The following is a 25,055-nucleotide window of genomic DNA, read 5'->3' on the forward strand; positions in this document are numbered from 1 at the left end:
AGACCGTCGTGATCGGGCCGAGATGTGCGGGTGGGGGCGCGAGGGCGGGGGCGCGAGGCGGGGGGGGTGGGGCGAGCGCGGGGGCGGGGGCGCGGGGGGTGTGCCTGGGCGTCGGCGGAGGCGGTCATGCGGCGGCCCCGGGCGGCAGCCTGCCGCCCGGGGCCGGGCCTGTCTTCCCTGCTTTCCTCCGCGCTCCCCGGTCACATCCTCATGCGCAGCCGGCACACCACCGCGTCGGTGTGCCGCCGCAGGGCGCGGTCGATCACCGCGCCGCGCCGGTTCTGGAGCGCCCGCTGCCACCAGCGGGCCGGTTCCACCTCGGGGATCAGCACGGTCAGCCGGTCGTAGGCGTGCTCCGCCCCCAGCTCGTTGACGAAGTCGGCGATCGGCCGCCCCAGCCGGCGGTGGACGTCCGGAAGCTCCACCAGCGGCACACCCGGCTGCCACAGCTCCCAGTCCCGGCGCAGCGCCTCGGCGGCGGCCGGCTCGTGCACCACCGTCACCGCCATGACCTCGTCGCCGAGCGAGAGCGCCGCCGACAGGCCGTCCCTGGTGAGCCGGGTGATCGCGGTCACCGGGACGACGACCAGGCTGCGCTGCCTGGTCACCGGGCCGGGCACCCGGCCCAGCTCCAACCGCTCGCCGATCCGCGCGTAGCTGCGGTGGACCGCCTCGAACAGCATCACCAGCAGCGGCAGGGCCACCACGATGCCCCAGGCGCCCTCGGTGAACTTGGTGCCGGTGACGACCACCGCCGCGACGCCGGTGAGCAGCGCGCCGAAGCCGTTCAGCGCGGCCTTCCAGCGCCAGCCGGACGGCCGGTGCAGCAGCCAGTGCCGGACCATGCCGACCTGGCAGACGGTGAAGCCCACGAACACGCCGATCGAGAACAGCGGCACCAGGCTGTTGACGTCCCCGCCGGAGCCGACCAGCAGCCCCGCCGACACCGCGGCCAGGAACAGCACGCCGTACCGGTACACCTGGCGGTCGGCGCGCAGCGCGAACAGGTGCGGGAGGTGGTTGTCCCGGGCGAGCAGGTCGAGCAGCACCGGCAGCCCGCCGAATGAGGTGTTGGCGGCCAGACCGAGCAGCACCACGGTGGCGAACTGGACGACGTAGAAGCCGAATCCGTGGCCGAGCGAGGCGTCGGCGAGCTGGGCGAGCACGGTGACGCCCTCGACCGGCTGGAGGTGGAAGCGGCCGATCAGCACGGCCAGCCCGATCAGCATCACCCCGAGCAGGGCGCCGAGCGCGACCTCGGTGTGCTGCGCGCGCTTGACCCGCGGGCTGCGGAAGGAGGGGACGGCGTTGGCCACGGCCTCCACGCCGGTCAGCGCGGAGCAGCCGGCCGCGAAGGCCTTGAGCAGCAGCAGCGCGCCGACGGTGGTGGCGTTCTCGGCGAGGGAGGAGGCGTGGCCGGCGGCGGCCGCGGTGCTCGCCGGGCCGTCCCGGAACAGGCCGACCACGACGATCGCCAGGATGGAGAGCACGAAGACGGCGGTCGGCGCCATGAACCAGCGGGCCGACTCGGCGATCCCCCGCAGGTTCACCGCGGTGACCAGCCCGAGCACGCCCAGGCAGAGCCAGACCCGGTCGCCGTAGAGGCCCGGGACGGCCGAGGTGAGCGCGGCGACGCCGGCGGTGACCGAGACCGCGACGTTCAGGACGTAGTCGATCACCAGCGAGGCGGCCGCGGTCAGGGCGGTCCGGCGGCCGAGGTGCGCCTTGGCCACCGCGTAGGAGCCGCCGCCGTCCGGGAAGGCCGCGATCACCTGCCGGTAGGAGGCGACCAGCACCGCCAGCAGCACGGCGATCGCCGCGGTGACCGGCAGCGTGAAGCCCAGCCCGTACGCCCCCGCGGCGGCCAGCACCAGCACGATCGACTCCGGCCCGTACGCGACCGAGGCCATGGCGTCCAGCGAGAGCGCGGCCAACCCGCCGAGCGCGCTGAGCCGGTGCCGCTCGTCCCCCGCCCCGGCGTCCGGCGGCTCGGGTTCGGCCGTCACGGCCGGGGTGGTGGTGGCGCTGGACATCGGACGGGACCTCCGCAGTCGGTAGTTGGTCCGATCCTGCGGTCCGCCCGCCCGCCGCCCGGCGGGCCCCTACGCGTTCCTGACGCCGCCACGAGCGGCCTTGACGCGCCCTTGACGGGGCCGCCGCGCCGCGCCGGCCCCGTCCGGTGGCAGTCGAGGGGGGTGGGGCGAGCCGTTGTCCCGGCGGTCGCCGGCTGGGAAGACGATCAGCTCTGTCGAAGGACTCCCACCCCCGGCACCCCACTCTGCTGCCTGCTCCCCGTAATTGCAAGCAATGTGCAATAAGTCCGCCCGGCCGCCACCCGCCGCCCCACCGCTCCCGGGCAAACGAAACGGCCCCCGATCCGCGTTTCCGCAGATCGGGGGCCGTTTCTCTATCCTGTGGCTGGTGCAGGGTTCGAACCTGCGTAGCTTGCGCGACAGATTTACAGTCTGCTCCCTTTGGCCGCTCGGGCAACCAGCCAGGATCTTCGTTTCCCGGGGCGTTCACCCCGTTCGACTTGGTAAACCATACCCGATGCCGGGGGGTGCTCCGCCACTCGATAGATCACGCGACGATCAAGAAGTCGGGGGCGGGCGCTACGGGCGGGGCCGGTGTGGCGCTGGATAGGCTGGGGCCGCGGGCCGCCCCGAGGGCGGGCCGTGCCAGTGAAGCCAGAGCATCAAGGAGACCTATACCCATGGCCGACTCCAGTTTCGACATCGTCTCGAAGGTCGAGTGGCAGGAGGTCGACAACGCGATCAACCAGACCTCCCGCGAGATCGCGACGCGCTTCGACTTCAAGAACGTGGGCGCCGAGATCAGCCGCTCCGGCGAGAAGATCGAGATGAAGGCGAACGGCGAGGAGCGCGTGCGCGCCGTCCTCGACATCCTCCAGACCAAGTTCGTCAAGCGCGGTCTGTCGCTGAAGGCGCTGGACGCCAACGAGCCCCAGCTCTCCGGCAAGGAGTACAAGATCTTCGCCAACGTCAAGGAGGGCATCACCACGGAGGACGCGAAGAAGGTCGCGAAGATCATCCGTGACGAGGGCCCGAAGGGCGTCAAGGCGCAGGTCCAGGGCGACGAGCTGCGCGTCAGCTCGAAGAGCCGCGACGACCTCCAGGCCGTGCAGGCCCTGCTCAAGGGCAAGGATCTGGACTTCGCGATCCAGTACGTCAACTACCGCTGACCTTCCGCTCGGCCGGTCCGACGGACGACGGCGCGGCCCCGCTCCCGGGTTCGGGGGCGGGGCCGTTCGCGTCGGTGGGGGCGCGTGGGGCGGGGCGACGCGGGGCGGTGGTCAGGTGGTGGGGCCGGCCCAGCCGCCGGTGCTGCGGTGCCGACCCAGGCCGACCGACTCGAACTCGTCGACCCGGCCCTCCTCGGTGCGGGCGCCGAGCCGGCGCAGGACGCGGGAGATCGGGGTGCCCTCGGCCGGGGAGGCTTCGAACTCGCCGACGGTGAGCGGGCCGAGGGCGACCTCGCCGTCGGCCCAGACCGCGGCGCGCTGGGTGCCGCTGCCACCGAAGTACTCCGCCTCGACGCAGGCGATCGGACCGGCCTTCGACCAGGCGGCCAGCCGGAGCTCGAAGCCGTCCGAGTGCCAGCCGAACCCGGCTCCGCCGCCGGCCTTGCGCACGGTGCCGTCGCCCTGGAGCGCGCCGAGGACGGCGGGGGTGACCGGGATCAGCGCCAGCCCCTGCGCCAGGGGCACCACCCGGGCCGCCGGAACCTCCGCCGCCGCCACCGTCAGCAGCTCCCGTGTTCCTATCAGGGCCTGGAGTTCGTAGGACATGCCGGACATGGTGTCCCACCGCACCGACAGTCGACCCGGAATTTATGATTCCGTGCCCGGTCGGAGACCGTAGAGCAGGGTGAAGACGGTCACGTCCAGCGCGTCCTCGGCCGAACTCGGCCCTTCCTCGTTCAGTTCGTCGAAGATTTCGGCCAGTTGGGAGCGCAGTCGGTCCAGCCGGTCCGGGCTGAGCCGCAGTGCGAAGTCCGCGAACAGCCCGGCCGCCGAGCCCTCCCCGCCCGGTGGCCGGCCGAAGTCCAGTCGCCCCTCGGTGATCCTGGCGCGGAAGTCGGCCCGCACCCGGTCCATCGCGGCCAGCACGGCGTCGTACGCGTCGGAGCGGCCCGGGGAGTCGGCGGTGAACATCTCCGGGGCCAGCCGGATCGCCCCCTGGGCGACCCGGTAGCGGCTCTCCACGATGCCGGAGACCAGCCGGGTGCCGGCCACCAGGACCAGCCCGGCCTTCTCCAGTTGCTTGATGTGCCGGTAGAGCTTGGTCTGCGGCTCGTCGAGCGCGGCGGCGAGTTCCTTCGCCGTCAGCGGGCGGTCCTCGGAGGACTGCAGCGCGCCGAGGATGGCCAGGCGCAGCGGGTCGGCCAGGGCCTTGAGCACGGCGACGTCGGACACCTGGCGTTCCTTGACCCAGGTGACGGGCTGCTGCTCGCCGCTGTCGGCGGGTTCCGGTGCGTGCTCGACCACGGGCCCACCCTTCCAGATCGGCCGCTCCGTTCGCAATCACGCCTTGGTGAGCGCTCACCACTCGGCCACCGATCACCCCTTCGAAATCAATCACCCTTGCGCAATCAATCATGCCTACGGCACCATTCATGCTAACGTGAATGATTGCGGCGATCGCAAACGATGGGGGCGGGACATGACGGACCAGCCGGCGGCAACGGCCACAGCAAGGACCAGGACGGTGACACCGGCAACGGCACCGCCGCCCGCGCCCCCGGCGCTCGTCCCGCTGCGGCGCAACCTGCGGTTCCAGGCCCTCTGGGTCGGCCAGGCCTCCGCGACCCTCGGCATGGTGATCGGCGACACCGCCTTCCCCCTGCTGGTCCTCGCGCTCACCGGCTCCTCCACCTCCGCCGGGGCCTTCGGCGCCGTCCAGATGGTCGCCGCCCTGCTGCTGGGCGTCCACGGCGGCGCGGTGGCCGACCGGGCGAACCGCCGCCGGGTGCTGATCGCCGCCGACACCGCCCGGCTGCTCGCCCTCGCCAGCGTCCCGGTGGCCCTGGCGTTCGGCCCGCCGAACCTGGCCCACCTGCTGCTGGTCGCCGCCGTGATCGGCGCGACGATCGCCTACAGCGGACCGGTCCGGCTGCTCGCACTGCGCTCGGTGGTCCCGCCCGAGCAGCTGTCCCAGGCCCTCACCCAGGACGAGGCCCGGATGAGCGGGGCCGCGCTGGCCGGACCGCCACTGGCCGGGTTCCTGTTCGGGCTCGGCCACGCGGTCCCCTTCCTCGGGGCCGCCCTCGCCTCCCTGCTCGCGGTGACCGCCGCCGTCGCGGTGCGCTTCCCCAGCCCGCACGAGTCCGGGGCTCCCGGCAAGGGCGACCGGGGCAGCGCCCTGGCCGGCTTCCGCGTCCTCGCCGCCTCCCCTCTGCTGCGCAACGCCCTGGCCGTCCTGCTGGTGATCAATCTGGCCGGGGCCGCGCTGCTGCTGCCCGTCATGGTGCTGCTGCGCGAGCACGGCACCGGCAGCACCGGGATCGGCCTGGCGCTGGCCGGCGAGGCGGTCGGAGCGTTGGCCGGCACCGCCCTGGTCGCCCGGCTGCACCGGCTGGCCGGCCCCGGCGTCCTGCTGCTGGGGGTGGCCTGGAGCGCCGTGCCGGTCCCGCTGGCGCCGCTGCTGCCCGGCGGGGCACCGACCGTCTTCGCCGCGTTGTTCGTGTACGGCGCGGGCGTGCCGACCCTGCGGGTGATGCTCGACCTGCTGGTCTTCCGTCAGGTGCCGGACGCGCTGCGCGGCCGGGTGATCGCGGCGACCATGACGCTGCTCACCGCCGGCATGCCCGCCGGTACCTTCGCCACCGGCCTGCTGCTGGACCACTCCTCCCCCACCACCGCGCTGGCCGCGATCAGTGCCGTGCTCGCCGCCGCGCTGCTGGCCGCGACCGTGAGCCGCACGCTGCGCCACGCCGCCTGGCCCACCGACGAGCCGGCGACCGGACCCACGACCGGATCCACCGCCGGATCCACGGCCAACTCGAGCGCCGGCTCCACCGCCGGATCGGCTGCCCGTTCGAGCGCCCCACGGGACTGACGCCCCGGGGAGCGCCGGTCACCCGCACGGCCGCCCGCCGCATGCGGCGGCCCCGGCAGCCCGGTGAACTGGCCGGGTACGGCCGCCCGGGTTCCCCGGAGCGCCCCGCGGCCCCGCCTCGCCGGCGCCGCGCAGCCCGCACCACCCACGCAGCACGCGCCCCGCGGTCCGGAGCCCGAGCCCGGCCCCGAGCGACCGATCGGAGCCACCGCAGGCGCCGCACCGGAGGAGGACCGGATGAGCTCCACGGACACGCCCCCACCCGGCCCTGCCCACCGTGCCCACCGCGCCCACCGCGGCGGCTCCGGCATCCCCGGTGGAACGGCCGTCACCCGTCGGCGTCGGCCGTCGTGGACCGCACTCGCCCTGCTGGCCGCCGCCTGGGCGACCGGTCTGCGCGTCACTCCCGCCACGACGGCCGTGACGGCCACCACGGCCACCACGGCCACCCCGGCCCCGCCCGCCCCGCCGGAGCCGCGCCGACCCGCCGGGAAGTGGCCGCCCCTCCGACCGGCCCGCAGCGGCTCCTCCCCGAGGGCATCGCCACGTCGACGGGAAGGTGATGGAGTCGACCGTGATGGAGTCGACCTGACGGGGCCTCGGTCGAGCCCGTCCGGCCCCAGAGGAGGAACCGCCGTGCCCCACCCCTTCACCGTCGAGGACCACAAGGCCCGGATGGCCCGGGCCACCGCCGAGGCGACCGCCGCCGGGCTGACCGGCCTGGTGGTCGCCCCCGGCCCCGACCTGGCCTACCTGTGCGGCTACTCGCCGACCGCGACCACCGAGCGGCTGACCGCCCTCGTGCTCACCGCCGGCCGCGAACCCGCTCTGGTCGTCCCCAAGTTGGAGCGCCCGGACGCCGAGAAGGCGGTCGGTGCCCCGGCCGTCCGGCTGCTCGACTGGTCCGACGGCGAGGACCCGTACGCCGCCGTGGGCCCGCTGCTCGACCCGGCCGGGCGGTACGGCGTCTCGGACAACACCTGGGCGCTGCACCTTCTCGGTTTCCAGGCCGCGCTGCCCGGCGTCCCGTTCACCTCGCTCACCGACAGCCTGCCGATGCTGCGCGCCGTCAAGGACGCCGAGGAGCTGAACCGCCTGGCCTCGGCCGGCGGTGCGGCGGACGCCGCCTACCGGGGCATCCTGGAGGTCGCCTTCGCCGGCCGCCGGGAGACCGACGTGGCGGCCGACCTCGGCGCACTGCTCATCCAGTACGGGCACAGCCAGGTCGACTTCACCGTGGTCGGCTCCGGCCCGAACGGCGCCGACCCGCACCACGAGGCCGGTGACCGGGTCATCCGTACGGGTGACACCGTGGTGCTGGACTTCGGCGGCCTCAAGGACGGCTACGGCTCCGACACCACCCGCACGGTGCACGTCGGCCCGGACGTCCCGGACGAGGTGCGGAAGGTGCACGAGCTGGTCCGGCTGGCCCAGCAGACCGCCTTCGAGGCGGTCCGCCCCGGGATCGCGTGCCAGGAGATCGACCGGATCGCCCGCCGGGTGATCACCGAGGGCGGGTACGGCGAGCACTTCATCCACCGCACCGGCCACGGCATCGGCACCACCACGCACGAGCCTCCGTACCTGGTCGAGGGCGAGGAACGCCCCCTGGTGCCCGGCATGTGCTTCTCCATCGAGCCCGGGATCTACCTGCCCGGGCGGTTCGGGGTGCGGATCGAGGACATCGTCACCGTCACGCCGGCCGGCGGACGCCGCTTCAACAACACGCCGCACGAGCTGGGCATCGTGGCATGACGACGGCCCGGCCCGTGTCGGAGCCCTCGTCCGGGCTCCCGCGGAAGCGCGCGTCGAAGCGCGCGTCGAACCCCGTGTCGAAGCGCGCGTCGAACGGTTCGTACGTTCTTACGAACCAGTCATGGTTCACCCAGAGTCCTCCAAGTTTGGGTTGCTAGTTTCAGTGCGCATGACCAAGACCCTCCACCCGACCCCGCGCGACGTGCGGGTCGGGCAGCCACGCCCGGTGCCTCCGCCCCGACCCCGCGTGACGGGCTGGTCGAGACTCCGCTGGCTGGCCTGGCCGCTCTACCTGACGTGCTTCCTCTGGTTCCTGCGCACCGAGGGCATCCCCGCGGCCAACGACGTGCTGTTCCTCTGGCTGATCGCCGCGCTGCTGACCGCCGCCGTGCACAGCGGGCACGGCCCCCGCGGCTTCCTCCTGGTCCTGCGCGACTGGGTCCCGGTGATGGCCGTGGTGTGGACGTACTCGCTGCTGCGCGGCTACGGCGCGCACACCCCGTGGGCCCCGCACTGGCTGCCGCAGCTGCGCTTCGACGAGGTGCTCGGCTTCGGCGAGACCTGGACCGTCCGGCTCCAGCACGCCCTCTACACCCCCGGCTCGCCGCACTGGTACGACTACGCCGCGCTGGTCGTCTACCTCTCGCACTTCTTCGTCGTCTTCGTGCTGCTGGCGGTGCTCTGGCGGCGCGCCCACCACCGCTTCCGACAGCTGCTCGCCGCCTACCTGACGCTCACCTTCGCGGGCTTCGCCACCTACCTCCTCTACCCGGCCGACCCGCCGTGGCTGGTCTCCCAGGAGGGCAACCTGCCGCACCTGTCACGGGTGGTCTGGGAGGTGGTCTCGGCGTGCGGCCTGCCGCAGGCCGACTCGCTGCTGGAGAACGGCAGTCAGTTCGCCAACGACGTCGCCGCGATGCCCTCGCTGCACTCGGCCTACCCGGCGATGCTGCTGTTCTTCTTCTGGCCCACCGCCAAGCGCTGGCTGCGGGCGGTCCTGGTCGCCTACCCGCTCGCGATGACCTTCACCCTGGTCTACGGCGCGGAGCACTTCATCATCGACGTCTTCGTCGGCTGGGCCTACGCGGCCGTGGTGGTGTTCGGCCTGCGCCGGCTGCGCAACCGCCGGGCGGCCGCCGCCGCACCCGCGGCTCCGGCCCCGGCCGAGGGCACGGCAGACTTGGCCGGGTGAATCCGCCCACACCGATGAAGCCCACCGCCGAGCAGCTGCTGGCCGCCAAGGACCGCACCATCCCTGACGTCTCCGGGCCCGGGCTGCGGGTGCTGTTCTGCGGCATCAACCCGGGCCTGTGGTCCGGCGCCACCGGCCACCACTTCGCCCGCCCGGGCAACCGCTTCTGGCCCGCCCTGCACCGCTCCGGCTTCACCGGGCGCCAGTACCGGCCGGACGAGCAGCAGGAGTTGCTCGCGCTCGGCCTGGGCATCACCAACGTCGCCCCGCGCACCACCGCCAAGGCGGACGAACTGACCGCCGAGGAGCTGCGCGAGGGCGGCGCCGCGCTGCGCGCGCGGGTGCTGCGGCTGCGCCCGCGGGTCCTGGCGGTGCTCGGCATCGGCGCCTACCGGACGGCCTTCGGGCAGCGCCGGGCCGTGCTCGGGCGGCAGCCGGAGGGCATCGGCGACACCGAGGTGTGGGTGCTGCCGAACCCCAGCGGCCTCAACGCCCACTACACGCTGGACGGGCTGGCCGAGGAGTTCCGCAGGCTCCGGGAGGCCGTCGAGGGCTGATCCGGGGCGGGGCGGCCCGCTAGGCCGAAGCCGGGGCGGCCGAGGCCGGGGCGGTCGAGGCCGGGGCGGTCGAGGCCGGGGCGGTCGAGGCCGGGGCGGTCGAGGCCCGGACCGCCGACAGCCCGGCCGGCAGCGGCAGTTGGCGAAGTTCGCGGATCAGCGCCCGGACGGCGGCCGTCCCGGCCATCTCGGGCGTGGTGACGTACCCGACGGAGCGGCGGGGCGGCCTCGGCCCGAGGTCGGTGACGGCGAGACCGGCCGGGGCGCCGAGCAGGGCGGTCCGGGGCATGATCGCCATGCCGAGGCCCTGGGCGACCAACGAGACGGCCACCGTGTCGTCCTCCACGTCCACGGTCGCGGGCGGAATCCAGTCCTGCCGCTGCCACCAGTCCCGGGTGTAGGAGCCGCAGTTCTCGTCCCAGTCGACCAGCGGGAGCTCGCGGGGTGCCGCGTGGCCCCTCGGGTGCGCGAGCGCGTACGACTCCTCGTACAGCCGTGCCGCCACCAGGCCCGGGACGGCCGGCGGGCCGCCCGCGTCGAGCGTGGCCAGCCCGAGGTCGGCGCGCCCGTCGGCGACCTCCCCGGCGGTGCCCCGGCCGATCTCCCGGACGATCCGGACCCGGGTGCCGAGCCCGGGGTGGCGCTCGGCCAGCCGGGCCAGGACGGGTGGCAGCAGGTGGGCGGCGACGCTGCGGAAGGCGGCGATCCGCAGCGTGCCGGTCAGCGGCCCGTCCGTTCCCGCGCCGCGCACCTCGGGGCCCATCCCGTCCAGCAGCCGCAGGATCCGGCGGGCGTACGCCACCGCCCGCGCGCCGCCCTCGGTGGGGCGTGCGCCGTGGCGCCCGCGGTCGAAGAGCACCGTGCCGAGCTTCCGTTCGCAGGCGCGCACGGCGTGCGAGACCGCGGACTGGGTACTGCCCAGGCGCGCGGCGGCCGCCGTGAAGCTCCGCTCCTCCTCGACGGCCACCAGTGTCCGCAGCTCGTGCGGGGCGAGATCGGTCATGCGCCCGAACCTATCCGCCCGCGCCCCGGTCCATCGATCCCGCTCATGGATGCCGCCGTTCCATCGGCCGCCGCCCCTGCCCGGCCGCCCCCGCGCTTCCTACGGTGATCACGTCCCGCCCGCGCCGTACCCCTGGAGCAGCTCCGATGTCCCGTCCCGTCGCCCGCGCCGTCCACCTGGTCTCCCGCCCCGACGGTGCGCCGACCGCCGAGAACTTCGCCTTCGTCGACGAGACCGTCCCGGCCCTCGCGGCGGGCGAGGCCCTGGTCGAGAACCTCTACCAGTCCGTCGACCCGTACATGCGCGAGGAGATGGAGGAGGGCGGCTGGGAGCTGCACGCCCCGCTGGAGGGCCGCACCCTCGGCCGGGTGGTGGAGTCCCGGGCCGACGCCCTGCCGGTCGGGGCGCTGGTCCGGCACCGCCAGGCCTGGCGCACCCACTCGGTGGTCACCGCCGAGCGGGCGGGCCTGCTGCCCGAACTCGCCGGCGTCCCGCTCAGCGCCCACCTGTCGGTGCTCGGCGGCACCGGGCTGTCCGCCTGGGTCGCCCTGACCAGGATCGCCCGGCTCCGGTCCGGCGAGACGCTGTTCGTCTCCGCGGCCGCCGGCGGCGTCGGCACCGCCGCCGGGCAGCTCGCCCGGCTGCTCGGCGCCGGACGGATCGTCGGCAGCACCGGCTCCGCCGCCAAGGCCGCCCGCCTCACCGAGCGGCTCGGCTTCGACGCCGCCTTCGACTACCACGACGGCCCGATCCCGGACCGGCTGCGCGAGGCCGCCCCCGACGGACTGCACGTCTACCTGGACAACGTCGGCGGCGACCACCTGGAGGCCGCCATCGGCGCCCTGCGCGAGTGCGGCCGGATCGCCTGGTGCGGTGCGGTCGCCCAGTACAACCGGCTCGGCAACCCGCCGGCCGCGCCGCGCAACCTGTTCGACGTGGTCGGGAAGAGCCTGCGGCTGGAGGGCTTCCTGGTCCGCGACCACCTCGACGCCCAGCCGGAGCTGTACGACTTCCTGGTCCCGCACCTGCGCTCGGGCGCCGTCGTCCCGGACGAGACGGTCGTGGACGGCTTCGACCGGGTGGTGGACGCCTTCCTCGGCATGCTGCGCGGCGCCAACACCGGCAAGATGCTGGTCCGGATCGCCCACTGACCCGGCCGTCGCCTCCACCGGCCCGGGTCCGGGCGGCGGTACCGCGGGCCGCCCGAGCGGGACGCGACGCCGGACGGCCAGGGTCCCGACTCGGACGGCTCGGGCGGCCCGACCCGGACGGCCCAGTTCCCGCCCCGGGCAGGGCTCAGCCCGGCAGCACGGCCAGTTCCAGCGCGGCGAGCCGGGCCGGGTCGGCCACCACGTCGTACCCGGCCACCCGGCCGTCCGCGACCGTCATCCGCAGCACCAGCCGCAGCCGCCCGTCCGGGGCGATCAGGATGCCGGGCACCCCGTCCACCAGCGCCACCGCACCCCAGCGGGCCCGCCGGCCGAAGACCGCGGTCTCCCCGGCGACGGCCCGCGCGCCCCGGGCCACCAGGGCGCCGCCGGGCCCCAGCGCCGCCGGATCGGCCCGGCGCACCACGTCCGGCGCCAGTACGGCCAGCAGGTCGGTCAGGTCCCCGCCCCGGGCGGCGGCCAGGAAGGCCTCCACCACCCGGCGGTGCCCGGCCAGCGGCTCCGGGGGCAGCGCGGCCGTCCCGCGGACCCGTTGCCGGGCCCGGCTGGCCAGCTTCTTGGCGGCCACCGGGGTCCGCCCGACGATCGGCGCGATCCGGTCGAAGGGCACCGCGAAGCCGTCGTGCAGCACGAAGGCGACCCGCTCGGCCGGGCCCAGCCGGTCCAGCACCACGAGCAGCGCCCGGCCCACCGACTCGACCAGCAGCGCCTCCCGCTCCGGTTCCGGGCCGCCGCCCGCCGCGTCCGGCAGCGCCTCCCCGGCCGGCTCCTCGCGGCGCGCGGCCCGGGCCCGCAGCAGGTCCAGGCAGATCCGGGAGACCACCGTGGTCAGCCAGCCGGGCAGGTTGTCGATCTCCGCCGGATCGGTGCGGACCAGCCGCAGCCAGGCCTCCTGGACGGCGTCCTCGGCCTCGTCGGTCGAGCCGAGCATCCGCTGGGCGATCGCCCGCAGCCGGCCGCGCTCGGCTTCGAAGCGCTCCTCCGGCGGCCCGGCCGCCGCACTGCGGGTACCCGCTCGCCCGTCCTCCGGCGGCCCGGCCGCCGCACCCGACATCGCGTTCCGGTCCATCGGTCACCTTTCCCCGGCTCGGCTCGTCACCGCTATGACGATCCGTCCTCCTCCGAGGTGACCAGGAGACCACCATGACCTCCACCACGCTGCTCCACCTGGACTCCAGCATCAGCCCGGCCGGCTCGGTCAGCCGCGCCCTGACCGCCCGCTTCGCCGACGCCTGGCGCGCCCGGCACGGCACCGCCGTCCGGCACCGGCACCACGACCTCGCCGCCGACCCGGTGCCCCCGGTGCGCGCCGCCTTCGACGCCCTCGGCCGCCGCACCGAACGCAAGGGGACACTCCCGCTGGACGACGTCGACCGTCTCGTCGAGGGGCCGGACGAAGCCCACGAGTGGGCGCTCAGCCGCCCGCTGATCGAGGAGCTGCGGGCCGCCGACACCCTGCTGATCGGCAGTCCGATGTACAACTACACCGTCTCGACCGGCCTCAAGGCCTGGATCGACCGGGTGGCCTTCCCCGGCGTCCACCACGATCCGGAGAGCGGCGAGCCGCTGCTGCGCGACACCCGCGTGGTGGTCGTCGCGGTCCGCGGCGGCGGGTACGCGCCGGGCACCCCGCGCGCCCACTGCGACTTCCAGGTCCCGTACCTGCGGGCGTACTTCGACCGGATCGGGGTCGCGGCGGAGCACCTCCACGTGGTCACCGCCGAGCTCACCAGGGCCGCCGACATCCCGGCGCTGAACGCCCTCCAGCCGCTCGCCGCCGAGTCCCTGGCGGCGGCCGAGGCCGCCCTCGACGAGCTGGCCGCGACGCTCTGAGACGGGCCACCGGCCCGCCCCGCCGACTACAGCGGGGTGACGGCCTTGAGCACCACCAGCAGGGCCACGGCGGCGTTGAGCGCGCACAGCGCCGACGCCGCCGTCCCGATCGCCGCGACCATCGCCGCCAGGCCCGCCGGGGTCTTGGCCGGCGGCCAGTTGCGGGAGGTCGGCACCGGGCCGAGCAGCGCCGCGACCCGGCGCGGCACCGGGCCGGCGGCCGGGGTGGCGAAGGCCGCGAAGCCGGGGGCCGGGGCGGTGTGCGAGACCAGGGCCGCCCGGGCCACCGCCCGCGCGGTGATCCGGCGGTCCCCCACGGCCTGCGCCGACTCCTCGTCCGCCCACCGCTCCGCGCTGTACGCCACCGCGTCCTGCAGGGGCCGCAGGAACGGGTTGACGCAGGCGGCGAGCTGGGTGGTCAACAGGTAGCGGTGGTGCCGGTGGCGCAGGTGCGCCCGCTCGTGCGCGAGCAGCGCCTCGCGCTCGTCGACGGCCAGGCCGGCCAGCATCCCGGTGGAGACGACAACCCGGCCGGGCGAGCCGGGCAGCGCGTAGGCGTACGGGCTGTGGTCCGGCAGCACGGCGAGGTCTCCGGACTCCCCCGGCCCGGCGGGCAGCCCGTTCAGCGCCCGGCGGGCCCGGGCCCGCACCCGCAGGTGCCGGACGGCCGTCCGGGCGCAGGCCAGGCCGACCAGGGCCAGCAGCCACATCGCGGCCGTGCCGACCGTCTCGTGGTACGGCAGCGCGGCCCGCACCTCCGGGTCGGACCAGCTGTCCGGCAGCGGGTTGCCGGGGATCTGCGCGGTGCCCACCACCCCGATCAGCCCGAGGCAGAGCACGCTGCACACCGCCATCACCGCGCTGATCACGGTCATCAGCCGGGCGGCGCCGCGCGGGTGCAGGTGCTGCTCGGTCAGGCGCGCGATCGGGACCGCGGTGAGCGGCAGGACGAGCGGGAGGAAGACGAAGAGGCCCACGGGTCAGCTCTCACGGTCGGGCGCTGCCGGATCGGCGGACGCGGCGTCCAGCAGCGCCCGGAGCAGTTCCTCGTCGTGCGGCAGCAGCGCGGTGACGAAACTGGCCAGGACGGCGTCCCGGTCCGCCTCCCCGTCGAGCATCCGGCGCATCCGCAGCGCGGCCAGCCCGGCGGCGTCCGAGGAGGCCTGCCACAGGTAGGAACGGCCGGAGCGGGTCCGGGTCACGGCGCTCTTGGCGTGCAGCCGGGACAGGATGGTCATCACCGTGGTGTACGCCAGGTCGCCCTCCAGGCGTTCCTGGACCCATCCCGCGGAGGCCGGGCCGGGCGCCTGCTGGAGCACCGCCAGCACCTGCGCCTCCAGCTCGCCCTGGCCGCGTCGTCGGGCCGGCGCGTCCCCGGCCACCGGGGCGTGCCTCTGGTCTGCCATGACGGCCCACTCCCTCCGGATGCCGCGCCCGGACCGACGGGCGCGGGTTCATCCTAACGAGCGCGGGCCCGCGCCGAACCGGTCGGAGCGAAGGGTTCGGGCGCGTACGGCGCCGCCCCGGCGGTGCCTCCGGGGCGGGCACCGGTCAGGTCCGGGCCCGCTGGGTCACCGCGATGCAGACCAGCACCACCACCGCGGTGGCCGGCGCCGCGGCCGGCAGCTGCTCGCCGAGCAGCAGCACCGACCAGAGAAGCGTCAGCAGCGGCTGCGCGAGCTGGAGCTGGCTGGCCCTGGGCACCCCGATCCGGGCCATCCCCCGGTACCAGAGCACGAATCCGCCGAGCTGGGAGACCGCCGCCGTGTACACCAGTCCGACCAGTGCCTTCGCCCCGAGCCGGACCGGTTCGGCGCCCAGCCCGAGGGCGGTGGTCAGCAGCGTCGCGGGCAGCGCCGCCACCACCGCCCAGGCGATCACCTGGGCGCCCGGGAGGTCCCGGGCGAGCCGCCCGCCCTCGGCGTAGCCTGCGGCGCAGAGCAGCACCGCCACGAACAGGTAGAGGTCGGCGACGGTCGGCCGGCCGTGGCTCTGCACCAGGGTGAAGGCCAGTACGGCCCCCGCCCCGGCGAGCGCCGCGCCCCAGAACGCCCCGGACGGGCGGCGACCGGTGCGCAGCGCCGCGACCGCAGCCGTGGCCAGCGGCAGCACGCCGATGACCACCGCCGAGTGGGCGGTCGAGGAGGTGCGCAGGGCGAGCGTGGTCAGCAGCGGGAAGCCGAGGACACAGCCGGCGGAGACCACCAGCAGTCCGGGCCAGTGCCGCCGCTGCGGCAGCGGGGCGCGGACGGCCGCCAGGTGGAGCACGGCCAACAGGCCGGCCAGGGCGCCTCGCAGGCCGGTCGCGGACCACGGGCCGAAGCCGGTCAGGGACCACGCGGTGGCGGGGAAGCTGAGCGAGAAGGAGACCACCGCGAGGGCCGCGAGGGCGGTGCCGGACGCGGCGGGCCGTCGGGGTGCTACCGGCCGCGGAAGGATAGCGCTATCTTGTGCCGTCATGAACGAGCGTAGCAGCGTGACCGAACTCGCCGACATCCTGCGGCGGGAAGTGGAGCGCTACCCGGAAGGGCGGAAGCTTCCCGCCAGCCGGGTGCTGGTGGAGCGCCACCAGGTCAGCCCGGTGACGGTCTCCCGGGCCATCGCGGTGCTCGTGGCCGAAGGGCTGGTGGTCTCCCGGCCGGGCGCCGGGGTGTTCCGGGCGGCGGCCTTCGCCGCGGCCCCGGCCGTCCCCGCCGCACCGCCCGGCCGGACCGGCGACCTCTCCTGGCAGCAGATCGCGCTCAGCGCCGAGTCCGGCCCGCGCGATCTGTTCGCGGCCCCGGTGTTCGCCACCCTCCGGGTGCCCCCGCCCGACGTCGTCGACCTCAACAGCGGCTACCCGCACGCCTCGCTGCTGCCCGAGCGGCTGCTCGCCGCCGCCCTCGCCCGGGCCGGCCGGCGGCCGGGCGCCTGGGACCGCCCGCCCACCGACGGCCTCACCGAACTGCGCGGCTGGTTCGCCCGCGACATCGGCGGCCACGGCGGGCCGATCGGCGCCGGGGACGTGCTGATCACCTCCGGCGGGCAGAGCGGGCTGACCGTCGCCATGCGCGCGCTCGCCGCGCCCGGCTCACCGGTGCTGGTGGAGTCGCCGACGTACTCGGGCATCCTGGCGGTCGTCCGGGCGGCCGGGCTGCGGCCCGTCCCCGTCCCGGTCGACGCCGACGGCGTGCGCACCGACCTGCTCGCGGACGCCTTCGCTGCCACCCGGGCGCGGGTCTTCGTCTGCCAGCCGCTGTTCCAGAACCCCACCGGCGCGGTGCTGTCGCCCGGCCGGCGGTCGGAGGTGCTGCGGATCGCCCGGGCGGCCGGGGCCTTCGTGGTCGAGGACGACTTCGCCCGGCTGCTGGTCCACGCGGACGCGCCCGCGCTGCCGCGTCCGCTCGCCGCCGACGACCGGGACGGGGTGGTCGTGCACCTGCGCTCGCTGACCAAGGCGGCCTCCCCCAACCTGCGGGTCGGCGCCCTCACGGCGCGCGGCCCGGCGCTGGCCCGGCTGCGGGCCACCCAGGTGGTGGACAGCTTCTTCGTGCCCCGGCCGCTCCAGGAGGCCACCCTGGAGCTGGTCGCCGACCCGGCCTGGGCCCGCCACCTGCGCACCCTCGGCGCCGAACTGCGCGACCGCCGCACCGCCGCCGTCGCCGCCCTGCACCGCGAGCTGCCCGGCGTCCTCGGCACCCACCGCCCGGGCGGCTACCACCTGTGGCTGCGCTTCCCGGACGGCGTCGACGACACCACGCTGGCCGAGGCCGCCCTGCGCGCCGGCGTCCAGGTCTCCCCCGGCCGCCCGTACCACCCCGCCGAACCCCCGGCCCCCCACCTGCGGCTCAGCTACGCCGCCGCCGAGAGCCCCGCCCAGGTCGCCGAGGGCGTCCACCGGCTGCGCCTGGCGTACGAGGAGCCGGCGGGCTGACGGCCCTACCGCCCGTGACCCGCCATGCGCTCCAGGCGGGCGATGCGCTCGGCCATCGGCGGGTGGGTGGAGAAGAGCTTCGCGCCGGTCTCACCGGGGCGGAACGGGCTGGCGATCATCATGTGGCTCGCGGTCTGGAGCTGCGGCTCGGGCGGAAGGGGCAGCTGCCGGGTGCCGGCGTCGAGCTTGCGCAGGGCGCTCGCGAGGGCGAGCGGGTCACCGGTGATCCGGGCGCCGTCGGCGTCGGCCTGGTACTCGCGGGAGCGGCTGACCGCCATCTGGATCAGTCCGGCGGCGAGCGGGCCGAGGATCATGATGGCGAGCATCCCGAACAGCCCGGGGCCGTCGTCGTCCTCGTTGCGGCCGAACGGGATCAGCCAGGCGAAGTTCACCAGGAACATCACCACCGAGGCGAGCGCCCCGGCCACCGAGGAGATCAGGATGTCCCGGTTGTAGACGTGGCTCAGCTCGTGCCCGAGCACGCCCCGCAGCTCGCGCTCGTCCAGGATCCGCAGGATGCCCTCGGTGCAGCAGACCGCCGCGTTGCGCGGGTTGCGGCCGGTGGCGAAGGCGTTCGGGGCCGGGGTCGGGGAGATGTAGAGGCGGGGCATCGGCTGGCGGGCCGAGGTGGAGAGCTCGCGCACGATCCGGTACAGCCCGGGGGCCTCGAACTCGCTGACCGGCCGGGCCCGCATGGCCCGCAGCGCGATCTTGTCGCTGTTCCAGTAGGCGTAGGCGTTGGTCCCGAGGGCGACCACCAGGGCGATCACGAAGCCGGTGCGGCCGAAGAGGCCGCCGATCACCAGGATCAGCGCCGAGAGGCCTCCGAGCAGGACCGCGGTCCTCAGTCCGTTGTGCCGGCTGTGCACGTCAGGCCCTCCAATGGTGCGGTGGGGAAGCCCTTTCTGCCTCGTCCCTCTTGCCCGGTCAACGGGTGGGGCCGACGGCCTTGTTCCCTTGTGACCGACGCGACACCGCCGGCCCGGGCCCCCGGCACCGCCCGGCGCCCACGGGCCGCCCGCCCCGGCGCACCCCGGGCCGCACCCCCCGGTACGGCCCGGCGGCGGCTCAGAACAGCGAGCCGCCCGCGACCTGGAGGACCAACTGCGGCGCCACCGAGAGGACCACGGCCGCCGAGGCGCAGAGCCCCAGCGTCGCGGTGAGGCTCACCGGCAGGCGCTGCCCTGCGGCGGCCTCGCCGAGGGGCGCGTCACCCGCGGGGGCGAACAGCCGGGCCGTCCACAGCAGGTAGTAGTACAGGGCGACGACCACGTTGACGGCCATCACCACGGCCAGCCAGCCCAGCCCGGCGTCGACCGCCGCGCGGAACACCACGACCTTGCCGAACAGGCCGATCACGCCCGGCGGCAGCCCGGCCAGGCAGAGCAGGAAGAAGGCCAGCGCCAGCGCCGTCCAGCGGTTGCGGGCGAACAGCCCGCGGAAGTCGTCCACGCTGGTCCCGGCCCGGCGGCCGACGGCGGCGACCACCCCGAAGGCCCCGAGGTTCACCACGCCGTAGATCAGCGCGTACGCGGCGGTGGCCCCGAGCGGGTCGGCCCCGGTGGGCGCGTAGCCGGCGGCGGCGAGCGGCACCAGCAGGTAGCCGGCCTGGCCGACCGAGGACCAGGCGAGCAGCCGCACCGCGCTGTACCGGGTGTCGAAGCGCTGCCGCAGCGCGCCGACGTTGCCGGCGGTCATGGTGACGGCGGCCAGCACCGCGAGCACCAGGCCCCAGGTGTGGGCGTACGGGCGGAAGGCGATGGTGGTGGCGAGCGCGAGCCCGGAGAGGCCGGCCGCCTTGCCGACCACCGAGAGGTAGCCGGCCACCGGCAGCGGGGCGCCGGTGTAGGTGTCGGGCACCCAGAAGTGGAACGGGACGGCGGCGACCTTGAAGGCGAAGCCGACCAGGGTCAGCACCGCACCCGCCTCGGCCAGCGGCTTCAGCTGCGCGGGCGCGTGCTCCAGGCCCTGGGCGACGGCACCGAGGTGGAGGCTGCCGCTCGCCGCGTAGACGAAGCCGACGCCGAGCAGCATCACGGCGGTCGCGGTCACCGAGGAGACGAAGAACTTGAACGCGGCCTCGGCGCCCCGGCCGTCCCGGCGCAGCGCGACCAGTGCGAAGGCGGGCAGCGAGGCGACCTCCAGGGCGATCACCATGGTGGCGAGGTCCCGGGCGGCGGGCAGCAGGGCGGCGCCGGTGGCGCTGGACAGCAGCAGGAACCAGTACTCGCCGCGCGGCAGCGCGTCGCGCTCCACGGTGTGCGCGGACAGCAGCGCCGCGATCAGCGCACCGCCGAGGGCGAGCAGCTGGAACACCAGGGCGAAGTGGTCGGCGACGTACGAGCAGCCGCCGTTGTCGGACCCCCCTGCTACGTTCTGCACGCAGAAGGTCGCTCGGGGTGATCCGCCGGTGAGGGGAAGGAGCGCGATGAGGGCGAGGGCGAGTCCGGCCGCGGTGACGCGGCCGAGCCACCGCTTGTGCCGTTCGGGCAGGAACAGGTCCGTGAGCAGCACGGCGAGGGCGGCCACGGCGGCGATCAGCGGGGGCGCGATCGCCACCCAGTCCACGGACTGGATCAGGCTGCCCGGGTTGGCTACGGCGAGGGAGGTCACAGTGTGCTGCCCCGTGGAGTGAGGTCCGAGTGCGGCGGTCTGGGCTGCGAGCACGGTCAGCCACCCCCGAGGAGGTGCTTGACGGCGGGGTCGGAGAGGCCGAGCAGCAGCGCGGGCCAGAGGCCGGCGAGCAGGGTGAGCGCGGCCAGCGGCATCCAGCTGACGGCCTCGTACGGGCGCAGGTCGGCGACTTCGGCCACCGGGGCGGGCTGCTCGGGGTCGCCCATGCAGACGCGCTTGACCACGATCAGGAGGTACGCGGCGGTGAGGAGGGTGCCGAGGCCCGCCAGGACCATGTAGGTGACGAACGCGGGGCGCGACAGGCCGTCGGCCGGGTCGAACGCGCCGAACATGGCGAGCAGCTCGCCCCAGAAGCCGGCCAGGCCGGGCAGGCCGAGGCTGGCCACGGCGGCGAAGGCGAGCAGCCCGCCCAGCCGCGGGGCCCGGCCGTACAGGGCGGCGCCGGTGGCGCCGGAGAGGGTGTCGAGGTCGGCCGTGCCGTAGCGGTCCTTGAGCGCGCCGACGACGAAGAACAGCAGACCGGTGATCAGGCCGTGGGCGATGTTGGCGAACAGCGCCCCGTTGACGCCCACCGGGGTGAGGGAGGCGATGCCGAGCAGCACGAAGCCCATGTGGCCGACGGAGGAGTAGGCGATGAGGCGCTTGAGGTCGCCCTTGGCGCCGGAACCAGAGGGCGCGGAGCGCTTCGAGAGAAGGGTGGCGGTGCGCGACGGGAGGGCCAGTGCCAGGCAGGCCAGTGAGCCGTAGACGATGCCGACGGCCGCGAAGGCACCCAGGTAGGGGGCGAGCGTCGCGGCGCCGTCCGGCACGACCGGGAGGAGGACGCGGACCAGGCCGTAGGTGCCCATCTTCAGCAGCACGCCGGCGAGCAGCACCGAGCCCACCGTCGGGGCGGCGGTGTGGGCGTCGGGGAGCCAGCTGTGCAGCGGCCAGGCGGGGGCCTTGACCGCGAGCCCGACCAGGATCGCCAGCGCGGCGATCACCTGGGTGGTGTGGCTCAGGCCGCTGCCGTGCGCGGCGGCCAGGGCCTGCATGTCGAAGGTGCCGGCCTTGCTGCCGATCAGCAGGAAGCCGAGCAGCATCACGGCCGAGCCGAGCAGGGTGTAGAGGATGAAGCGGTTGGCGGCCGGCACCTTGGCGCCGCTCCCCCAGCGGGCGATCAGGAAGTACATCGGGATCAGCACGATCTCGAAGGCCAGGAAGAAGAGCAGGAGGTCCAGCACCGCGAAGGTGGCGAGCATGCCGACTTCAAGCAGCAGGAACAGCCCGACGAAGGCCTGCGCCGAGGGCACCGCCTCGCCGCTCGGCAGCCGCTTCTCCGAGTACAGCGCGCAGAGGAAGGTGAGCAGCGCGGTCAGCACGACCAGCGGCAGCGAGACGCCGTCCACCCCGAGGTGGAAGCGCACGTGCAGGGCCGGGATCCAGTCCAGGTCGGTGGTGGCCTGCATCCGGGCGGGGTCGCCGTGGTCGAAGCCGGCCGCCAGGGCGACGGAGAGCAGGAGCACCGCGCCGGTGACGACGGAGTTCAGCCGCAGGGCCCGCCGGTCGGCGACGGCCCGTTCCGGCCCGAACACCGGCGCCAGGGTGAGCGCCGCGCCGAGCAGCGGCAGCACCAGGAGGGCGATGAGGACTGCGTTCATCGGGGGCTCCCCGCAGCGGTCGAGGGGACGGGGGTGGAGGGCAGCGGCACCGGTTACACCGCCACCAGGACGGCCAGCAGGACGACGACGGCGAGCAGGGCGCTGAGGTACGTCTGCGCGTTGCCGGTCTGGGCGAGCCGCACGGCCCGGCCGAGCAGGTTGGCGCCCGCTCCGCTGCCGCGCACGTAGGTCTCGACGACCTCGCGGTCGAGGAAGCGGACCAGCCTGGCGGCGGCGCCCACCGGGCGGACGAACAGCGCCTGGTAGAGCCGGTCGACGCCGAAGCCGTGCCGGGCCGGGCCGAACAGCGGCCCGAGCAGGGTGCGCCCGGGGTCGGCGACGATCACCTCGGTGGCCGGGGCCCCGCCCTGCCCGGGCACCCGGCCCGCGGCGGCCGGAGCCGGGTGGCCGGTACCCAGCCGGGCGGTCGCGGCGCGCCAGGCGCCGTACGCGGCGAGCGCGCCGACCACGGCGAGCCCGGTCCCGGTGACGGCGGTGACGGCGGAGGGCCGCAGCGAGCCGCCGTCCAGCAGCGCGGGCAGCCAGTCCGAGCGCAGGCCCACGATGCCGAAGCCCATGGTCGGCACCGCCAGCACCCACAGCGGCCAGCGCATCGCGGGCGGCTCGGCGGCGGCCGGGTCGGCCTCGTCGAGCTCGGGCGAGTACGGCGCTCCGGCCTCGTGGTCGGCCACGACGGTGCCCCGGTCGGCGGCGGGCAGCACCCGCGGCGCGGCCGCGGCGGCCCCGGCCGGGCTGTGGAACGCGATCAGGAAGAGCCGGGTCGCGTACGCGGCGGTGAGCAGCGCGGTGAGCCCGGCGGAGATCAGCACGATCCATCCGGCCGCCTGCGGCACCGCCGAGGCCGGGCCGAGTCCGTTGGTCAGCGCCTCGCCCTTGGCCGCGTGCTCGGCGGCGGTCAGCACCGCCTCCTTGCTGAAGAAGCCGGAGAACGGCGGCAGCCCGACCAGGGCGACCAGCGCGATGCCCGTCGTCCAGTAGGCGTCCGGCACCCGCTTGCGCAGCCCCGGGATGCGGGACATCGCGGAGAGCGAGTTGGTGTGCGCGGCGTGGATCACCACCCCGGCGGCCAGGAACAGCAGCGCCTTGAACGCGCCGTGGCTGACCAGGTGGAAGACGGAGGCCTCGCGGTCCCCGGAGGCCAGGGCTCCGGCCATGTAGCCGAGCTGGCCGACGGTGGAGTAGGCGAGCACCCGTTTGAGGTCGTCCTGGGCGAGCGCGCAGAGCGCCGAACCGATCATCGTCACGGCGGCCATCAGCGCGAGCACGACCAGCGCCGCACCCGACAGCAGGAACACCGGCATCAGCCGGGCGACCAGGTAGATGCCGGCCGCGACCATGGTGGCGGCGTGGATCAGCGCGGAGACCGGGGTCGGGCCGGCCATCGCGTCCGGGAGCCAGGTGTGCAGCGGGAACTGGGCGCTCTTGCCGGCCACGCCGGCGAGCAGCAGCAGCGCGGTCAGCGTCGGGTGCCCGAGCCGGCCCTCCGTGGCGGCCGCCAACACGTCCGGGACGCGGAAGCTGCCGGCGTCCGCGCCGAGCAGGAAGATCCCGAACAGGAACGGCACGTCACCGAGCTTGGTGACCAGGAAGGCCTTCAGCGAGGCCGAGCGGGCGTCCGCGGTCTCCCAGTGGTGGCCGATCAGGAAGTACGAGCACAGGCCCATGACCTCCCAGCCGACCAGCAGCACGATCAGGTCGCCCGAGTAGACCACCAGGAACATCGCCGCGGTGAACAGCGAGACCAGCGCCGCGTACGACGGGTAGCGCGGGTCCTCCTTGAGGTACGCGGTCGAGTAGACCTGGACGCAGGTGGCGACCAGGCCGACCAGCACCGAGATCAGCGAGCTGAAGCCGTCCAGGTGGAGCGCGAGCGCGATGTCCGGACCGCCGGTCGGGGTGAGCCGGGTGGCGGCGTCCAGGGTCTGGCCGGTGCCGAGCTGGAGGGCGACCACCAGGGCGAGCACCGCCGACACGGCGACCGGGACGATCGCCAGCGGCCGGGCCAGCCCGGGCGCCTTCCTGCCGACGGCCAGGGTCGCGGCGGCACCGAGCGCGGGCAGCGCCGGGACGAGTACGGGCAGGGCGAGGTTCATGCGGCGGCCTGGCCCTTCAGTGCCTCGGCTCCGGCCGGCGCCGCGGCGTCGACCGGCGTCTCCTCGGCGGCGAGCGCCTCGGCCGGGTCGCCGAGCGCGGTGGCCCGGTCGATGTCCGCGGTGCCCCGGGCCCGGAACAGCAGCAGGACGATGGCGAGCCCCAGCCCGACCTCGGCGGCGGCGACGGTGATGGTGAACAGGGTGAGCGCCTGCCCGGCGTGCAGCGAGTCCCGCAGCCAGGCGTCGAAGGCGACCAGGTTGAGGTTGACGGCGTTGAGCATCAGCTCGACGGACATCAGCACCAGGACGGCGTTGCGCCGGGCGAGCACGCCGTACACGCCGACGCTGAACAGCAGCGCGGCGAGGACGGCGGGGTAGGCGAGGTGCATCAGCTCTCCTCCGTCACGGGCGCGGACGGCGCAGGCGCGGACGGCGCGGACGGCGCGGACGGCTCCGGCACGGGCGGCTTCGGCGCCGTCGCGGCGACCGTCCCGTTGGACCCGACCGGCCGCCCGGCGCGCAGCCTGCCCGCCCGGGGCGCCGGCACCCGCCGCCCGGAGCCGCGGGACAGCACGATCGCGCCCACCAGCGCCGCCAGCAGCAGCACGGACAGCGCCTCGAAGGGCAGCACCCAGTGCCGGAACAGGCTCTCCCCGGTGACGGCGGCCGAGCCGCCGCCCTGACCGAGGTCGATCCAGGAGGTCCGGAAGGCGTCGACCACCAGTGTGACCAGCGTCCCGGCCGATGCCAGCGCCACGGCCAGGGCCGCCCAGCGGTTCTTGGAGTCGGCGTCCGGCGAGCGCCCGATCGGCGCCTTGGTGAGCATCAGCCCGAACAGCACCAGGACGACCACCGAGCCGAGGTAGATCAGCACCTGCACCCAGGCGATGAACTCGGCCGTGAGCAGCAGGAACTCCACCGCCAGCCCGCCGAGCGCGACCACCAGCCAGAGCGCGGCGTGCACCAGCTGCCTGGTGGTCACCGAGACCACGGCCGAGCCGAGCACGGCGATGCCGACCAGCAGGAAGACGATCTCCTGCCCGGTCGGGGACAGGAACGAACGGGCGGCCGGCTCCAGGGAGCCGGTCGCCGCGAGAAGCGTGGTGGCACCGATCACGCGTCGTCACCCTTCTCCTCGGTAGCCGGTCGCGCGGCCGCGGCCGCGGCC

The 25,055-nt window shown here is 75.2% G+C and carries 22 protein-coding genes and 1 tRNA gene; 8 read left to right on the forward strand and 15 right to left on the reverse strand.

What is annotated here, in order from left to right; all coding sequences use genetic code 11:
• Positions 1 to 200 precede the first annotated feature (200 nt).
• Together ACWD4P_RS19210 and ACWD4P_RS19215 are read right to left on the reverse strand one after the other, a co-directional pair.
• Complete coding sequence (locus ACWD4P_RS19210; protein ID WP_359823831.1) at positions 201 to 2,033, reverse strand: APC family permease; 1,833 nt, start codon at positions 2,031 to 2,033, stop codon at positions 201 to 203.
• A 382-nt stretch (positions 2,034 to 2,415) separates the two neighbouring features.
• Positions 2,416 to 2,496: transfer RNA gene (locus ACWD4P_RS19215), tRNA-Tyr, on the reverse strand.
• 217 nt (positions 2,497 to 2,713) lie between these two features.
• Between ACWD4P_RS19215 and ACWD4P_RS19220 the strand changes: the two genes are divergently transcribed.
• Complete coding sequence (locus ACWD4P_RS19220) at positions 2,714 to 3,202, forward strand: YajQ family cyclic di-GMP-binding protein (RefSeq protein ID WP_049652087.1); 489 nt, start codon at positions 2,714 to 2,716, stop codon at positions 3,200 to 3,202.
• 111 nt (positions 3,203 to 3,313) lie between these two features.
• On the opposite strand, the gene ACWD4P_RS19225 is transcribed toward ACWD4P_RS19220, so the two are convergent.
• Complete coding sequence (locus ACWD4P_RS19225; protein ID WP_449780361.1) at positions 3,314 to 3,808, reverse strand: hypothetical protein; 495 nt, start codon at positions 3,806 to 3,808, stop codon at positions 3,314 to 3,316.
• A 42-nt stretch (positions 3,809 to 3,850) separates the two neighbouring features.
• Positions 3,851 to 4,507, reverse strand: coding sequence for an ArsR/SmtB family transcription factor (locus ACWD4P_RS19230; protein WP_359823825.1), 657 nt, complete (start codon positions 4,505 to 4,507; stop codon positions 3,851 to 3,853).
• Between the two features lie 220 nt (positions 4,508 to 4,727).
• Here ACWD4P_RS19230 and ACWD4P_RS19235 point away from each other — a divergent pair, with 220 nt between their 5' ends.
• The 4 genes from ACWD4P_RS19235 to mug all read left to right on the forward strand — a co-directional run bounded on the left by ACWD4P_RS19235 (position 4,728) and on the right by mug (position 9,581).
• A complete protein-coding gene (locus tag ACWD4P_RS19235) occupies positions 4,728 to 6,077 on the forward strand; it encodes an MFS transporter (protein WP_449780362.1) in 1,350 nt (449 codons plus the stop codon).
• A 675-nt stretch (positions 6,078 to 6,752) separates the two neighbouring features.
• Complete coding sequence (locus ACWD4P_RS19240) at positions 6,753 to 7,832, forward strand: aminopeptidase P family protein (RefSeq protein WP_449780370.1); 1,080 nt, start codon at positions 6,753 to 6,755, stop codon at positions 7,830 to 7,832.
• Between the two features lie 169 nt (positions 7,833 to 8,001).
• Entirely contained in the window at positions 8,002 to 9,024 is a 1,023-nt protein-coding gene (locus ACWD4P_RS19245; protein ID WP_359823819.1) for a phosphatase PAP2 family protein, read from the forward strand.
• Between the two features lie 14 nt (positions 9,025 to 9,038).
• A complete protein-coding gene (gene mug, locus ACWD4P_RS19250) occupies positions 9,039 to 9,581 on the forward strand; it encodes a G/U mismatch-specific DNA glycosylase (RefSeq protein ID WP_359823836.1) in 543 nt (180 codons plus the stop codon).
• A gap of 19 nt (positions 9,582 to 9,600) precedes the next feature.
• Here the strand turns inward: mug and ACWD4P_RS19255 are convergent, their stop codons facing one another.
• Complete coding sequence (locus tag ACWD4P_RS19255; protein ID WP_449780363.1) at positions 9,601 to 10,584, reverse strand: LysR family transcriptional regulator; 984 nt, start codon at positions 10,582 to 10,584, stop codon at positions 9,601 to 9,603.
• Positions 10,585 to 10,730: 146 nt separating this feature from the next.
• On the opposite strand from ACWD4P_RS19255, the gene ACWD4P_RS19260 reads away from it, so the two are divergent.
• Entirely contained in the window at positions 10,731 to 11,735 is a 1,005-nt protein-coding gene (locus tag ACWD4P_RS19260) for an NADP-dependent oxidoreductase (protein ID WP_359823813.1), read from the forward strand.
• 145 nt (positions 11,736 to 11,880) lie between these two features.
• Here ACWD4P_RS19260 and ACWD4P_RS19265 read toward each other — a convergent pair whose 3' ends face one another.
• On the reverse strand, positions 11,881 to 12,822 hold the full coding sequence (locus tag ACWD4P_RS19265) for a sigma-70 family RNA polymerase sigma factor (protein ID WP_449780364.1): 942 nt from the start codon (positions 12,820 to 12,822) through the stop codon (positions 11,881 to 11,883).
• A 74-nt stretch (positions 12,823 to 12,896) separates the two neighbouring features.
• Here ACWD4P_RS19265 and ACWD4P_RS19270 point away from each other — a divergent pair, with 74 nt between their 5' ends.
• The gene (locus ACWD4P_RS19270) at positions 12,897 to 13,586 is read left to right on the forward strand and encodes an FMN-dependent NADH-azoreductase (RefSeq protein ID WP_449780365.1); all 690 of its coding nucleotides are present in this window, start codon (positions 12,897 to 12,899) and stop codon (positions 13,584 to 13,586) included.
• A gap of 26 nt (positions 13,587 to 13,612) precedes the next feature.
• On the opposite strand, the gene ACWD4P_RS19275 is transcribed toward ACWD4P_RS19270, so the two are convergent.
• From ACWD4P_RS19275 to ACWD4P_RS19285, 3 genes are all read right to left on the reverse strand, one after another.
• Entirely contained in the window at positions 13,613 to 14,563 is a 951-nt protein-coding gene (locus ACWD4P_RS19275) for a M48 family metalloprotease (protein WP_359823805.1), read from the reverse strand.
• Positions 14,564 to 14,566: 3 nt separating this feature from the next.
• Entirely contained in the window at positions 14,567 to 14,992 is a 426-nt protein-coding gene (locus ACWD4P_RS19280) for a BlaI/MecI/CopY family transcriptional regulator (protein WP_359823802.1), read from the reverse strand.
• A 145-nt stretch (positions 14,993 to 15,137) separates the two neighbouring features.
• Positions 15,138 to 16,046, reverse strand: a complete 909-nt coding sequence (locus ACWD4P_RS19285; RefSeq protein ID WP_449780366.1) for a DMT family transporter — start codon at positions 16,044 to 16,046, stop codon at positions 15,138 to 15,140.
• Between ACWD4P_RS19285 and ACWD4P_RS19290 the strand changes: the two genes are divergently transcribed.
• Complete coding sequence (locus ACWD4P_RS19290; protein WP_449780367.1) at positions 16,045 to 17,499, forward strand: aminotransferase-like domain-containing protein; 1,455 nt, start codon at positions 16,045 to 16,047, stop codon at positions 17,497 to 17,499. The two genes, ACWD4P_RS19285 and ACWD4P_RS19290, sit on opposite strands and share 2 nt — an antisense overlap.
• A 5-nt stretch (positions 17,500 to 17,504) precedes the next feature.
• Here the strand turns inward: ACWD4P_RS19290 and htpX are convergent, their stop codons facing one another.
• The 6 genes from htpX to ACWD4P_RS19320 all read right to left on the reverse strand — a co-directional run bounded on the left by htpX (position 17,505) and on the right by ACWD4P_RS19320 (position 25,004).
• Positions 17,505 to 18,368 (reverse strand): zinc metalloprotease HtpX, encoded by an 864-nt coding sequence (gene htpX / locus ACWD4P_RS19295; protein WP_359823793.1) that lies wholly within the window; start codon positions 18,366 to 18,368, stop codon positions 17,505 to 17,507.
• Between the two features lie 199 nt (positions 18,369 to 18,567).
• Entirely contained in the window at positions 18,568 to 20,112 is a 1,545-nt protein-coding gene (locus ACWD4P_RS19300) for an NADH-quinone oxidoreductase subunit N (RefSeq protein ID WP_359823790.1), read from the reverse strand.
• 56 nt (positions 20,113 to 20,168) lie between these two features.
• Positions 20,169 to 21,773, reverse strand: coding sequence for a complex I subunit 4 family protein (locus tag ACWD4P_RS19305; RefSeq protein ID WP_449780368.1), 1,605 nt, complete (start codon positions 21,771 to 21,773; stop codon positions 20,169 to 20,171).
• Between the two features lie 53 nt (positions 21,774 to 21,826).
• Positions 21,827 to 23,887 (reverse strand): NADH-quinone oxidoreductase subunit 5 family protein, encoded by a 2,061-nt coding sequence (locus ACWD4P_RS19310; protein ID WP_359823784.1) that lies wholly within the window; start codon positions 23,885 to 23,887, stop codon positions 21,827 to 21,829.
• A complete protein-coding gene (gene nuoK, locus ACWD4P_RS19315; protein WP_359823781.1) occupies positions 23,884 to 24,276 on the reverse strand; it encodes an NADH-quinone oxidoreductase subunit NuoK in 393 nt (130 codons plus the stop codon). Before nuoK ends, ACWD4P_RS19310 begins: the two co-directional genes overlap by 4 nt.
• A complete protein-coding gene (locus ACWD4P_RS19320) occupies positions 24,276 to 25,004 on the reverse strand; it encodes an NADH-quinone oxidoreductase subunit J family protein (protein WP_449780369.1) in 729 nt (242 codons plus the stop codon). Before ACWD4P_RS19320 ends, nuoK begins: the two co-directional genes overlap by 1 nt.
• Between the last annotated feature and the right edge of the window lie 51 nt (positions 25,005 to 25,055).

This window comes from Kitasatospora sp. NPDC002543 (assembly GCF_053594915.1).

What these genes read in the sequence shown, in the direction of transcription:
- ACWD4P_RS19210 (WP_359823831.1), bottom strand. Translation starts at nt 2,033, where the DNA reads ATGTCCAGCGCCACCACCACCCCGGCCGTGACGGCCGAACCCGAGCCG.
- ACWD4P_RS19220 (WP_049652087.1), top strand. Translation starts at nt 2,714, where the DNA reads ATGGCCGACTCCAGTTTCGACATCGTCTCGAAGGTCGAGTGGCAGGAG.
- ACWD4P_RS19225 (WP_449780361.1), bottom strand. Translation starts at nt 3,808, where the DNA reads ATGTCCTACGAACTCCAGGCCCTGATAGGAACACGGGAGCTGCTGACG.
- ACWD4P_RS19240 (WP_449780370.1), top strand. Translation starts at nt 6,753, where the DNA reads ATGGCCCGGGCCACCGCCGAGGCGACCGCCGCCGGGCTGACCGGCCTG.
- ACWD4P_RS19245 (WP_359823819.1), top strand. Translation starts at nt 8,002, where the DNA reads ATGACCAAGACCCTCCACCCGACCCCGCGCGACGTGCGGGTCGGGCAG.
- mug (WP_359823836.1), top strand. Translation starts at nt 9,039, where the DNA reads ATGAAGCCCACCGCCGAGCAGCTGCTGGCCGCCAAGGACCGCACCATC.
- ACWD4P_RS19255 (WP_449780363.1), bottom strand. Translation starts at nt 10,584, where the DNA reads ATGACCGATCTCGCCCCGCACGAGCTGCGGACACTGGTGGCCGTCGAG.
- ACWD4P_RS19260 (WP_359823813.1), top strand. Translation starts at nt 10,731, where the DNA reads ATGTCCCGTCCCGTCGCCCGCGCCGTCCACCTGGTCTCCCGCCCCGAC.
- ACWD4P_RS19265 (WP_449780364.1), bottom strand. Translation starts at nt 12,822, where the DNA reads ATGGACCGGAACGCGATGTCGGGTGCGGCGGCCGGGCCGCCGGAGGAC.
- ACWD4P_RS19270 (WP_449780365.1), top strand. Translation starts at nt 12,897, where the DNA reads ATGACCTCCACCACGCTGCTCCACCTGGACTCCAGCATCAGCCCGGCC.
- ACWD4P_RS19280 (WP_359823802.1), bottom strand. Translation starts at nt 14,992, where the DNA reads ATGGCAGACCAGAGGCACGCCCCGGTGGCCGGGGACGCGCCGGCCCGA.
- ACWD4P_RS19290 (WP_449780367.1), top strand. Translation starts at nt 16,045, where the DNA reads ATGAACGAGCGTAGCAGCGTGACCGAACTCGCCGACATCCTGCGGCGG.
- ACWD4P_RS19285 (WP_449780366.1), bottom strand. Translation starts at nt 16,046, where the DNA reads ATGACGGCACAAGATAGCGCTATCCTTCCGCGGCCGGTAGCACCCCGA.
- ACWD4P_RS19305 (WP_449780368.1), bottom strand. Translation starts at nt 21,773, where the DNA reads ATGAACGCAGTCCTCATCGCCCTCCTGGTGCTGCCGCTGCTCGGCGCG.
- ACWD4P_RS19310 (WP_359823784.1), bottom strand. Translation starts at nt 23,887, where the DNA reads ATGAACCTCGCCCTGCCCGTACTCGTCCCGGCGCTGCCCGCGCTCGGT.
- nuoK (WP_359823781.1), bottom strand. Translation starts at nt 24,276, where the DNA reads ATGCACCTCGCCTACCCCGCCGTCCTCGCCGCGCTGCTGTTCAGCGTC.